Here is a 12,606-nt window from a genome sequence, read left to right on the forward strand (position 1 = left end):
AGGCTCCGCCGAGAGGATCAACAGCGTTACGCCGTCGGAACATACGCCGCCGGAACAAGCGTGGGCCGCACCCCGCACCCGCCGATGCGCTTCCTGGCAGCGGCCACGCTCAGCGCCGCAGCCGCGCCCGCCCCGCGTCCACCATCGCGGTGAGCTCGGCGATCCTCAGCGGCCGGGCCAGCAGCACCACGGTGAGCAGGAGTACGAGCGTCCCCGCCCCGGCGGCCGCCACGTCCCCGGCGCCCTCGGCCGCGCGGGCCGCCGCGTGGGCGAGCGCCCCGGCGGGCAGGCAGGCGGCGATCAGCCGGAGGTGGGCGCCGAGGGTGGGTGAGCGCAGCAGGCGGCCCGGGCCGGTGGCGGAGACCCGGCGGGAGAGGACGTACGCGGTGACGGCGAAGCCGGTGCAGAAGGCCACCGTGCTCGCCGCGGCCATCCCCGTCACCGCCCAGCGGGCGGGCAGCACCCAGAAGGCGGCGGCCGAGAGGCCCGCGTTGACGGCGGCGACCACCAGGTTGAGCAGGAAGGGGGTGCGGGTGTCGCTCATCGCGTAGAAGCCGCGCGAGAGGACGTACTGCCCGGAGAAGGCGATGAGCCCGGGGGCGAAGGCCATCATGATCCCGGCCATCACCGTGATGTCGGCGTCGGTGGCGCGCCCGTACCCGTAGACCGAGCCGATCACCCAGGGTGCGAGGACCAGGAACGCGGTGGCGGCGGGCACGATGACGGCGGCGCTGGTCCGCAGGGCGTACCCGACATCGCGCCGCACCCCGGCGAGGTCCCCGTCGGCTGCCGCCCGGCTCATCCGGGGCATCAGCGCCGTGACCAGCGAGACCGTGATGATGCCCTGCGGGACGACCCAGAGCTGGTAGGCGTAGCTGTAGGCGGTGTAGCCGGCGCCGCCCGCCACGCCCTGCTCGTGCGCGAGCTGCTGGGTGGTGGTGGAGAGCCGGGTGACGACCCAGTACGCCAGCTGGTTGGTGAGGACCAGCAGGACGAGCCAGCCGGCCGAGCGCATCGGGCGGGTCAGCCCGCTGCCGCGCCAGTCGAACCGGGGCCGCCAGCGGAACCCCGCACCGCGCAGCGCGGGGATCAGGGCGAGCGTCTGCACGGCGATCCCGGCGGTGGTGCCCCAGCCGAGGAGGTGGGCGTGCGCGTCGGAGAGGGTGCCGTCGGAGTCCGCGGCGACGGCGATGTAGAGGCCGAACACCCCGATGATCACGACGTTGTTGAGGACCGGGGTCCACATCATCGCGCCGAACCGGCCACGGGCGTTGAGGACCTGGCCGAGCAGGGTGAAGAGCCCGTAGAAGAGGATCTGCGGCAGGCAGTAGCGGGCCAGCGCGATCGTCAGCTCCGCCTGGCGGCCGTCGTAGTCGGTGTAGAGGCCGACGATCAGGGGCGCCGCCGCCACGGCGAGCGCGGTGAGGGCGAGCAGGCCGACCGTGCACAGGGTCAGCAGCCGGTCGGTGTACGCGACTCCCCCGTCGGCGTGCTCCTTGGCGGCGCGGACCAGTTCGGGGACGAAGACCGCGTTGAGCGCGCCGCCGATGAGGAGGATGTAGAGGATGTTGGGAACGGTGTTGGCGACCGTGTAGCCGTCGGCTGTCATCGCCGTGCCGAGCGCGGCGACGACGACCGCCGAGCGGACGAAGCCGGTGGCCCGGGAGACGACGGACCCGGCCGCCATGACCGCCCCGCTGCGCAGGACGGAGGCGGAGAGGGGCGCCGCTGCTTGGGACTGGGGTTCTTCGGATGCGCCGGACTCCGTGGTCGCCGCCTCTTCGGGTCGGGGCTTCCCGGGCCCGTCCCGTACACCGCTCGCCTCGGACCGGCCGGTTCCGTCGGGGTTCCCGGCTCCGTCCCGTATACCGGTCTCCCTGGGCTTCCCGGATCCGTCCCGTACACCGCCCCCGTCAGGCTTTCCGGATCCGTCCGGTATCCGCGCCCCGTCCGGTGTTCCGGCCTCCTCGGGCTCGGCGGTCACGCCCACAGGTCTCTCCCACGTCCGAGTTCTGGCCGACGGTGGAGGGTACTCCGCGTGGCCCGGCGCCGGTCGGGCGGGGCGTCGGCGGAACCCGGCGGGGAGGAGACGGAACCTCACAGGGGTGAAATCGCCTCTCATCTGTCGAGTCCTGCTGCCCTGGAGGTTGTTCCGTTGAGTTCCGCACGCCCGCGCATCCGCCGTCGTACCGCCCTGGCCGCCGTCCCCGCGGCGCTGCTCGCCGCCTCGCTCACGGCCTGTTCGGGCGGTGGAGCGGCCGGTTCCGCCGCGCAGGCCGGTGGGGACGCCAAGGCCCCGGAGACCAGCATCTCGGTGAACCTCACCGGCGAGGCGGCGGCTCCGGGTGAGCCCGTGAAGGTCACGCTGGCGCACGGGAAGCTGAAGACGGTGTCGGTGACGGCGGGCAAGGACGGGGCGCTGGCCGGGAAGATATCCGCCGACGGGCGGACCTGGATATCCGAGCGGGTCGCCGCTCCGGGCACCGCGTACACGGTCGAGGCCGAGGACGCGGACGGCGGCAGCGACCGGGCGACGTTCACGACCGCCGAGGCGGAGAAGGTGAACAAGCTGACGCTCGCGCCGGGCAAGAACACCACGGTCGGCATCGCCCAGCCGCTGTCGATCGTCTTCGACCACCCGGTGAAGAACAAGGCGGCGGTGGAGAAGGGGCTGAAGGTGTCCACCTCGAACGACACCGAAGGCTCCTGGGGCTGGCTGCAGGACCACTCGGGCAAGGACCGCGTCGACTGGCGGCCCAAGGAGTACTGGAAGCCCGGCACGAAGGTCACGCTCAAGGCGGAGCTGAACGGCATCGACACGGGCGCGGACGGTGGCTGGTTCGTCCGTGACTACCTCACGACGTTCACCATCGGCGCGGCCCAGGTGGTCAAGGTCGACCTCGACGGACACCGCCTCGCCCTGCACCGCGACGGCAAGCAGGTCATGGACATCCCGATGTCGGCCGGTACCCCGGGCGGTAAGAAGGCCTCCTGGCGGGGCACGGCCGTCCTGATGTCGAAGGAGGGCACGATCAACATGAACTCCGAGACGGTGGGGCTCGGGGACGCCTACGACAAGATGGTCGACTTCTCGATGCGGCTGACCTGGTCGGGGATGTACGCCCACGCGGCCCCGTGGAACGCGGCCTACTTCGGCAACGCCAACCGCAGCTCGGGCTGTCTCGGCATGAGCGACGCCAACGCCTCCGCGCTCTACGGACAGGTGCGGGTGGGCGACCCGTTCGAGATCACCGGCGCCGATGCCAAGGGCACGGTCGCCGAGGGCAACGGCTATGGGGCGTGGAACGTGTCGTGGACCGACTGGCAGGCGAAGAGCGCGCTGCGCTGACGCGCGGGCCGCGCACGCGTCTCCGTACCACTGCGGGCCGGGCGCCTCCGTACCACCGCGGGGCTACTGACGGCACGTCCAACAATCGTTACCTTCACGCAACACACCCGGTAGTTACCAGCGGTAAACAACCGGGGTTACCGTCGGGTCACTTTGCACTGACACGCGTGAGGAGTGACCCGTGGTACGTCCGAAACCCGCTCTGCGCACCACCGCCTCGATCACCACCGCCGCCGTCCTGCTGACCGGAGCCGCCCTGGGCGCGGCTCCGGCGGCAGCGGCCGCGCCCGCCCCCGCCCAGGCGAGCGCCTCCGCGCCGGGGCTGACGTTCCACGACATCCCCGGCTCCGGCGGCATCACGCTCAAGGGCAATGTGTTCCGGCCCGCCACTGGTCCGGCCGGGGCCAAGCACCCGCTGATCGTCTTCCCCACCAGCTGGGCCATGCCGCAGATCGAGTATCTGGCGCAGGCCCAGAAGCTCGCCGACTCCGGTTACGTGGTGGTGAGTTACACCTCGCGCGGCTTCTGGCTCTCCGGCGGGAAGATCGAGGTGGCCGGTCCCCCGGACATCGCGGACGCCTCCGCCGTCATCGACTGGGCGCTCGCCAACACCTCGGCCGACCCGGACCGGATCGGCATGGGCGGGGTGAGTTACGGGGCGGGCATCAGCCTGCTCGCCGCCGGGCACGATCCCCGGATCAAGGCGGTCGCCGCGCTGAGCGGCTGGGCCGACCTCATCGAGTCGATCTACAGCGGCCGGACCCAGCACCTCCAGGCCGCCGCCCTGCTCGGCGGCGCCGGGCTGATCACCGGCCGTCCCAGCGACGAACTCTCGCAGACGCTCAAGGACTTCCTCGGCTCCAAGCTGGACAAGGAGCCGGAGATGATCGCGTGGGGCGCCAAGCGCTCCCCCGCCACCCACCTGGACGGGATCAACGCGAACGGCGCGGCCATTCTCATGGGCAACGCCTGGGGCGACACGATCTTCCCGCCCAACCAGTACGCCTCGTTCTACGAGAAGCTCACCGGCCCCAAGCGGCTGGAGTTCCGCCCCGGCGACCACGCCACCGCCGAACTGACCGGCCTCTTCGGGCTGCCCAACGACACCTGGACCAACACCCGCCGCTGGTTCGACCGTTACCTCAAGGACGAGCGCAACGGCATCGACACCGAACCGCCGGTCCAGCTCAAGTCCCGTACGGACAAGGGGTACGAGGGGTACGCCGACTGGAAGTCGGTCGGCGCGGCGAAGAACCGCATCGCGCTCGACGGGACGAAGAAGGTGTGGGCCAACGTCGATTCGGGCGCCAACGGCGGCGTCACGCTGCTCTCCAACGCGCTGGACCAGTTCCTGAAGCTGCCGCCCACCGTCTCCGTACCCCTTCTGCCGCGCACCTTCGCAAGCGTCTGGCAGTCGGAGAGATACGGCTCCGAGCAGCGCGTCCGGGGCACGGCCGAGCTGCACACCACGGTCACCAGCACCAAGTCGAGCGGCACCTTCGTCGCGTATCTGTACGACGTGGGGCCGCTCGGGATCGGGAAGCTGGTCAGCAACGCCCCGTACACGTTCCACGGGCAGACGCCGGGCCGGCCGTTCGCCGTCGACCTGGAGCTGTTCTCCACGGCCTACGACGTCCCGGCCGGTCACCGGCTCGCCCTGGTGATCGACACCGTCGATCCGCTGTACATCGAGCACAACCCGACCGGCGCGCAGCTGACCTTCTCCTCGCCCGCCTCGGACCCGAGTCATCTCTCGGTCCCGCTGCGCGAGAAGTGATCACCGACTGCTGCCGGGCGGGACATGCTCGGCTACTGGCCTCCCGGCAGCAGCTTCCCCGGCTCGGCCGGGGCCACCCCCACCGCCTCCGTCCTCGGATTGCGCCGCTGCCTTCGCGCCACCCAGGTGGCGAACCACGAGAGCAACATGCACATGCCGATGTAGATCGGAGAGATCACCATCACGACAGGGATGAAGGGAAGATCGTAGTCGAGATTCGACGCGATCAGCTTTCCCGCGTGGAGGAATTCCTCGTAGGTGATCAGATATCCCAGTGAGGTGTCCTTGAGCGCGACCACCAGCTGACTGATGATGGTCGGCAGCATCGCCCGTACCGCCTGCGGGGCGAGGACGAACGTCATGACCTGCGTCTTGCGCATCCCGAGGGCGTACGCGGCCTCCCGCTGGCCCCGGTCCACCGCGTTGATCCCGGTCCGGAAGACCTCCGCGAGGACCGAGCCGTTGTAGAGGGTCAGTCCGGCGACCAGGGCGGGCAGCGCGTGCACCTTCAGCGCCACGAAGATGAAGAAGATCATCACCAGCACCGGCATGGCCCGGAAGAACTCGACCAGCAGGGTGCAGAGCCAGCGCACCGGGCGGTGCACGGAGAGCCGGCCGACCGCGAGGACCGCGCCGAGCGCGAGGGAGAGGACGGCGGCGTACGCGAACGCCTTGAGCGTGTTGCCGAGTCCGCGCAGCAGCAGTTCCTGGATGCCCTTGTACTGGAAGGGGCGCCACTTCTCGGCGGTGAACTGGTCGGTGTCGAAGAGGAGATAGATGATCCAGCCGACGAGGGCGAGGATCACGGCCGTCGAGGCGACCCCGTAGAGCAGGTGGCGTCTGCGGGCCTGCGGCCCCGGGATGTCGTAGAGCGCGGTGGCGGTCGGGGCGGAGTGGGTCATCGTGCGACTCCCCAGCGCTTCTCCATCACGTTGAAGAGCGCACTGATGGTGAGGGTGATGATCAGATAGCCGACGGCGATCCAGATGAACGTCCAGATGATGCTGTAGCCCAGCTCGTTGAGCGTCCGGTAGGTGCCGAGCAGCTCGGTGACGCTGAACGCCCCGGCGATCGCCGAGTTCTTGGCCAGCGCGATCAGGGTCGAGCCGACGGGCGGGATCACCGAGCGGAAGGCCTGCGGCAGGACGACGGTGCCCAGGGTCTGGCCGAAGGTCATCCCGAGGCTGCGGGCGGCCTCGCCCTGTCCGGTGGGCACGGTGTTGATGCCGGAGCGCAGCACCTCGCAGATGAAGGCCGAGGTGTAGCAGCCGAGCGCCAGGACGGCGAAGAGCTGGAACGGCAGGACGAGCCCGAAGCGGGGCAGGCCGAGGAGGACCGCGAAGAAGAGCAGCGTCAGCGGGGTGTTGCGCAGCACGGTCACCCAGACCGTGCCGAGCACCCGCAGCGAGCCGACGGGCGCGACCCGGAAGGAGGCCATGACGAAGCCGAGGGCGAGGGCCAGGGCCGAGGAGTAGACGGTCAGCTCGACGGTGCCGAGGAAGCCCTTGCCGTAGAGGGAGAAGTTCTCTGTCAGTACGTCCATGGGTGGGCCGTCCCCTCAGTTCGCCGGGTAGCGGTCGATGGGCGGCGGGGTCGGCGCGGGCACTCCGGAGAGGCCCAGCGTCGCTTCGAACGCCTTCTTCCAGTTGCCGTTCTTCTCGTTCGCCTCCAGCGCGTCGTCGAGGGCGAACCGCAGCGCGTTGTCGGAGCGCGCCACGCCGATGCCGTACGGCTCCTCGGAGAAGGACTTGCCGACCACCTTCATCTCGTCCGGCGCCTTGGCGGCGAAGCCGAGGAGGATGGCGTCGTCGGTGGTGACGGCATCGACCTGGTAGGTCAGCAGGTTGTCGACACAGACCGAGTACGTGTCGTACGCGACCAGGACCGCCTTGGGGTACTCCTCGGCGATGCGCTGGTAGGGGGTGGTGCCGGCGGCCGAGCAGACGGTCTTGCCCGCCAGGTCCTCGGGGCCGTTGATGTCGTCCTCGTCGGTCCGCACCAGCAGGCCCTGACCGGCCATGTAGTAGGGCCCGGCGAAGCCCACGAGCTTCTTGCGCATGTCGTTGATGGTGTAGGTGCCGACGTAGTAGTCGATCTGGCCGTTCTGGAGCGCCGTCTCGCGGTTGGCGGAGGCGATGGTCCGGAAGCGGATGGTCTTCGGCTCGAAGCCGAGCGAGGCCGCCATCATCCGGGCGATCTCGATGTCGAAGCCGGAGTAGACCCCGCTGGCCGGGTCCTTCTCGCCCAGGTAGGGCTGGTCCTCCTTGGCGCCGACGATCAGATAGCCGCGGCGCTGTGCCTTCCGCCAGGTGGCCGATTCCGGCAGCTGGAACCCCTGGTCCACCTGGTAGACGGGGAGCGCCTCGGACTTGGGGCCCTTGACGGGCGGGCTGCCCTCCTTGCCGCAGGCGGCGGCGAGGACGGTGAGCAGGAGGCCGAGGGCGAGGGCGGTGCGACGCCCGCGGCCGGTGCGCAGACTGTTGGTACGCGACACGAGAAACCCCCCGTCAGTGCTTGAGGATCTTGGACAGGAAGTCCTTGGCGCGATCGCTCTCCGGCGCGGTGAAGAAGTCCTCCGGGGTGCGGTCCTCGACGACGCGCCCGTCGGCCATGAAGACGACGCGGTTGGCGGCGGACCGGGCGAAGCCCATCTCGTGGGTGACCACGACCATGGTCATCCCGTCCCGGGCCAGCTGCTGCATGACCTCGAGGACCTCGTTGATCATCTCCGGGTCGAGCGCGGAGGTGGGCTCGTCGAAGAGGAGCGCCTTGGGGTCCATGGCCAGGGCGCGGGCGATGGCCACGCGCTGCTGCTGACCGCCGGAGAGCTGGGCGGGGAACTTGTCGGCGTGGGCGGCGAGGCCGACCCGCTCCAGCAGCTCCCGGGAGCGCCGGTCGGCCTCCTCCTTCTTGCGCTTGCGGACCTTGATCTGGGCCAGGGAGACGTTGGCCAGCACGGTCTTGTGGGCGAAGAGGTTGAACGCCTGGAAGACCATGCCGACTTCGGCACGGAGCTGGGCGAGGCCCTTGCCCTCCTCGGGGAGGGGCCTGCCGTCGATCAGGATGGCGCCGGACTCGATGGCCTCCAGCCGGTTGACCGCCCGGCAGAGGGTGGACTTCCCGGAGCCGGAGGGGCCGATGACCACCACCACCTCCCCGCGGCCGACGGTGAGATTGATGTCCTGAAGTACGTGCAACTCTCCGAAGTGTTTGTTGACGTCCCTCAGTTCGATCAACGGATCGACGGCCATGCGCTGCCCTACCCACTTGTCGCTGTGTCGAGGTCAGCGCAAACTATCCATCCCGAAAAGGGACTTCGCACCCGACACGCGCCAATGGCGCATAAGGCTGTTTATCTCTCTTGAAGATGAGTTTCCGGGGGCGGGGCGCACTCCGGGGGTCCGGTTCTCGCCACGGAGGGTCGGTTCTCGTCCTCCGTCGGGGTCAGTTCTCGGCCGACTCCGCGTAGACCTGCGAGAGTTCGGGGCTGCCCGACATGGCCCAGTCCAGCCCGGCGGCGACGACGTCGATCTCCCGCCCGGACTCCAGCCGCACCACGGGCTGCCCGTTCGGCCAGACGTCCCACGCGGCGCCGGGAACGGTGCGCACGAGTACGGTGCCCAGGTAGAGGCCGGCGTCGTTGCCCAGCCAGGGCAGCTCCTCGGGGTCGTCGCGCCAGCGGGGCTGGAGCTGGTCGAGCGCGGCCAACGAGGCCGGGGTGTCGTCGAGTTCGAGCCCTTGCCGCCCCGCCCGGGAACGCAGCAGTTCGCATTCGGCGAGCAGTTCGGCCACACCGCCGGGATCAGCCTCGACGGCGGACGCGAGCCCGTGGCCCTGCGTACCACCCTGACGCTTACGCCAGTTGTCCAAGAAAGGGATGTTCATACCACTAGGGTCCCATCCTGGCCAGGTTCCGCACCACAGGGCGCGCGGGGGCCCGGGGGAAGCCGAGGCGCCTCGCCGAAAGCCGAAAGGGCGCCGCCCTGGTGGACGGCGCCCTCACGAGGCGATCAGGTGGCTCAGCCGAAGGCCTTGAAGGCCGACCAGTCCGCGGAGATCACGAGCTTCGCCGGACCGTTGGTGTTCGTCTTCGACGGGTGGTAGACGCGGGTCTGCCCGTCCGCCTTGAAGCGCACCCACATGTCGGGGATCCGGTCGCCGTTCAGGTCCGGGACACCGACGACGGCCGAGATGTTGGCCTCGGTCCAGCTGGTCCCGTACGGGACGTCCCCGTCGCGGGAGTTGGCGGCCAGGGTGAGCGAGACCAGGTCCACGCTGCCCGCGACCGTGCCCGGCTTGCCGTGGCGGACGTACATGTTGCCGTTGACCGGGTTGCGCCACACCAGGTCGGGCGTGCCGTCCAGGTCGATGTCGGCGACGTTGATGATCTCGCGGGCGGCCCAGGCGTCGGCGTTCATACGGGTCGCCTGCTGGAAGCCGGCGCCGGTGTATCCGGTCAGCGCCCAGAAGGACGCCCCCGCCCGGATGAAGAGGTCCGGCAGCGCGTCGCCGGTGACGTCCCCGACCGCCTTGATCTGGGTCCAGGTGGCCGGGTCCGGCGCGTTGGACGGCAGCCGCACCCGCAGCCGCTTGTCGACGTTGAAGCTGCCGTAGCCGTCGCCCGGGTAGAGCCAGAAGCCTCCGTCGGGGGTGCGGGCGAAGAGGTCGGTGACGCCGTCACCGGGGTAGACGTCGGAGTGCTTGCTGATCAGGGCCGCCTCGCCGGTGGCGGGGTCGTACCAGTGGCCCGGCGGGTTGAGCTTGCCGTCGGTGGTGTACGAGGCGGCCAGGGAGCCGAACAGCTCGCCGTCCACGTCACCGACGTACGTCCGCAGGTTGCCGGAGGAGTTGATGACCAGCAGGTCGGGCCGGCCGTCGCCCCCCGTGTCGCCGGGTCCGTCGGCGGTGTCCCGGGGCGGCACGTAGAAGACGTAATCGGTGCGCTCACTGCGGTTGCCCACCGCGTCGAACGCGTATACGTGCAGATAGGTCGGGCCGGCGTGCGGCGGCTTGAGGTTGGTGACGGTGGCGCTCCCGGAGGTGGCCGTCACCTCCTTGGCGTTCAGCCCGTTGAAGGCGTAGCTGAACTTGGTCGCGCCGCTGGCCTTGAAGGTGGCGGAACCGGTGCCGCCGAACTTGACCGTGGCCCAGGTGGCGCCGTCGGGGGTGGCCTCCAGGAACACGTCGCTGGAGACGTCGGGGGCCGGCGGGGCGGAGGCGTCCACCGTCACCCGGCAGGGCTCCGAGCCCGGCGGGAAGTAGCTGGAGACCGCACCCGCGGAGTCCTCGGCCCGTACGTCCCACGAGTAGGTGGTCTTGTCGGCCAGGCTGCTGGAGGGGATCGTCACCGAGCCCTTGCCGCTGCTCAGGCTGGTGACGAGGGTGCCCGCGGGCACCGTGCCGCCGGTCTTCCAGAAGCGGAAGCGCAGGCCCTTCAGGTTGCCGTCGGGGTCGGTGGCGGTCGCCGAGAGGACCAAATTGGTCCTCGCGATGGTCCGCCCGGCGCCCGGACCGGCCACGCAGGCGCCACCCGGTGACGTCGTACCGCTCTTCGGCTCGTTGGGCTTGCGGTTGTAGGTGACTTCCAGCACCGCGGACTTCGCCGAGAACTTGCGCCAGGTGTAGGAGTCCTTCGTCGACTCGTCCGGGGAGCGCATGCCGAGGGTGAGCGTCGCCCAGCCGTTGTCGGCGGCCTGCTGGGCCGCGTTCTTCACGTTGTACTTGACGTACTCGTCGGAGCAGGAGGAGTTGTAGCCGTAGGCGAAGGACTGCTTGCCCTGGGAGGTGTCCCACCTCGGCTGCTTGTTCCAGGTGGTGCCCGAGGAGATGGCCCCGGTCAGCGACAGCTCGTACTCACGCTTCGTGCAGGACCAGGCGTAGTTGTTGATGACCTTGAACTCGGCGCTGGTGATGCCCGCGCCCTTGAGCTTGGTGTCGTAGCCCATCCGCCAGAAGGCGCGGGCGGTGCCCCCGGTGTCCTTCTCGTACCCGACGCGGGCGTCGGCCGTACCGGAGTTGAAGTTGGTGCCGTTGTAGAAGCTGGTGTTGGGGTACGGCTTGTAGGCGGTCGTCCACGCCTTCCAGCCGGGACTGATCGTCGGGTCCAGGAAGACGGGGAACAGGACGTCCTCGTCGCTGAACAGTCCGCTGCCGGACACGTCCAGGCTCAGCCGGGCGTCACCGGAGCCCTCGCCGTCCAGGCGGGTCGCCAGCGGGCTCTGGCGGGCGCCCGGCTCAATGCCGACCAGGCCGGAGAGGTTCAGCACGTCCTCGGGGGTGGCCACGGTGGTACGGGGCTCGGCCTCCGGGGCCTCGGGGTCCATCCCGGCGGAGTCCCAGCCGAAGGGGGTCGGGATCGAGGTGATCTCGTCACCGGTGGCCCGGTCCACGACCAGCACGCCGTCGGTGGTCTTGTCGTGGCGGAACACGGCCGTCTCGGAACGGAGCCCGTACGTCAGGGACTTGACGGCGGCCTGGGCCGCAGCCTCCCTGGTCTTCACGATCAGCAGCTGGCCGAAGCCGCCCTCGTCACGGGCGACGAGCAGCAGGTCCACTCCGGGCAGCACCTCGGAGTACAGGGCACGGGGTCCGTCGAGCACAGGCTCGGGCAGCGGCCCGGGCCAGGTGTACGCGATGGTGTGGCCGTCGAACTCCGACTCCGCGAGGACGGTCTCACCGGCAGGGGCGCGGTCGGCCGGGGTGAGCAGCGGCAGCCGGGCGTACGAACGCTCGGCCCGGTCCCCGCCCCTGCGGGCGCCGTCGGCGCTGCCGTCGGAGAAGCGCACCGGGACCGGGGCGTTGACGGGGCGGATGCTCAGCCCGTCGTCGGCCTTGCCGGTCCGCTTCAGGGTGGTGTCGATGTCCGCCCAGCGCCCCTCCGCGTTCTTCACCCGCTGCGGCAGCGCGTGGAACTCGGCGCGCCACTGCCCGTCGGGCAGCGCCCAGGTGCGGGAGGTGGCCGTGGTGGCGGTGTCGACGAGGACCTTCTTGCCGCGGCGGAGCGCCTCGGCCATGGCGGCGCTCTCGTCGCGGAGACCCGTGGAGACGGGCTTGGCCGGCTTGGCGACGGCCGGGCCGTCCCCGCCGGGTGACGGGCTGTCGGCGCCGGGCTGCCACCAGGGCAGCAACGCGGCGGTGAGTGCGGCCAGCAGGAGGCCGAGGGTGCACGTCAGCCTGGTGCGCGTACGCACGAAGGGGCTGAGGAGGCGTGGCGCGGACACTGCGGGCTACTCCCGTGGGGCCGGACGGAAAAGGGGACGACAAAGGGGGTCCCGCTCATGGACCGGAGGGCGGAGAGCGCCGAACGATCACACAGGGACCGGAAGGAGTGTCCACCATGAGAAGTTCATTAATTCGTTACTCGTGTGTGGAAAGTGAGGAGAGTGATACCGGATATCTCCGTTTTTGACATCTCTTGACGGGTGGCTATGGACTCACAGGAGCGGAAGCGGGGGCATATGCCCGAAGTGGCAGCCTGTGC

9 protein-coding genes are annotated in these 12,606 nt (G+C 70.1%); 2 read left to right on the forward strand and 7 right to left on the reverse strand.

The genetic code is table 11. From position 1 onward, the window contains the following. Positions 1-109: 109 nt before the first annotated feature. Positions 110-1,705 carry a murein biosynthesis integral membrane protein MurJ gene (gene murJ / locus DJ476_RS04405; RefSeq protein WP_112492435.1) on the reverse strand — a complete coding sequence of 532 codons (1,596 nt, stop codon included), beginning with the start codon at positions 1,703-1,705 and terminating at the stop codon, positions 110-112. Between the two features lie 450 nt (positions 1,706-2,155). Here murJ and DJ476_RS04410 point away from each other — a divergent pair, with 450 nt between their 5' ends. Together DJ476_RS04410 and DJ476_RS04415 are read left to right on the forward strand one after the other, a co-directional pair. After that, positions 2,156-3,349, forward strand: coding sequence for a L,D-transpeptidase (locus DJ476_RS04410; RefSeq protein WP_112489887.1), 1,194 nt, complete (start codon positions 2,156-2,158; stop codon positions 3,347-3,349). A gap of 181 nt (positions 3,350-3,530) precedes the next feature. After that, positions 3,531-5,126, forward strand: a complete 1,596-nt coding sequence (locus tag DJ476_RS04415) for a CocE/NonD family hydrolase (protein WP_103417604.1) — start codon at positions 3,531-3,533, stop codon at positions 5,124-5,126. A 32-nt stretch (positions 5,127-5,158) separates the two neighbouring features. On the opposite strand, the gene DJ476_RS04420 is transcribed toward DJ476_RS04415, so the two are convergent. The 6 genes from DJ476_RS04420 to DJ476_RS04445 form a co-directional block, all read right to left on the reverse strand. Continuing rightward, positions 5,159-6,028, reverse strand: coding sequence for an amino acid ABC transporter permease (locus DJ476_RS04420; protein ID WP_103417603.1), 870 nt, complete (start codon positions 6,026-6,028; stop codon positions 5,159-5,161). Further along, complete coding sequence (locus DJ476_RS04425; RefSeq protein WP_103417602.1) at positions 6,025-6,669, reverse strand: amino acid ABC transporter permease; 645 nt, start codon at positions 6,667-6,669, stop codon at positions 6,025-6,027. The genes DJ476_RS04420 and DJ476_RS04425 overlap by 4 nt, the downstream gene beginning before the upstream one ends. A gap of 15 nt (positions 6,670-6,684) precedes the next feature. Continuing rightward, positions 6,685-7,620: a glutamate ABC transporter substrate-binding protein gene (locus DJ476_RS04430; protein WP_103417601.1), complete on the reverse strand. Its 936-nt coding sequence runs from the start codon at positions 7,618-7,620 to the stop codon at positions 6,685-6,687. A gap of 13 nt (positions 7,621-7,633) precedes the next feature. After that, positions 7,634-8,377: an amino acid ABC transporter ATP-binding protein gene (locus DJ476_RS04435; protein WP_103417600.1), complete on the reverse strand. Its 744-nt coding sequence runs from the start codon at positions 8,375-8,377 to the stop codon at positions 7,634-7,636. A gap of 193 nt (positions 8,378-8,570) precedes the next feature. After that, the gene (locus DJ476_RS04440; RefSeq protein ID WP_112489888.1) at positions 8,571-9,011 is read right to left on the reverse strand and encodes a DUF6278 family protein; all 441 of its coding nucleotides are present in this window, start codon (positions 9,009-9,011) and stop codon (positions 8,571-8,573) included. Between the two features lie 134 nt (positions 9,012-9,145). Further along, positions 9,146-12,346: a DNRLRE domain-containing protein gene (locus tag DJ476_RS04445; RefSeq protein ID WP_112489889.1), complete on the reverse strand. Its 3,201-nt coding sequence runs from the start codon at positions 12,344-12,346 to the stop codon at positions 9,146-9,148. Positions 12,347-12,606: the final 260 nt, after the last annotated feature.

This window comes from Streptomyces bacillaris, assembly GCF_003268675.1.
Lineage (GTDB): Bacteria > Actinomycetota > Actinomycetes > Streptomycetales > Streptomycetaceae > Streptomyces > Streptomyces bacillaris.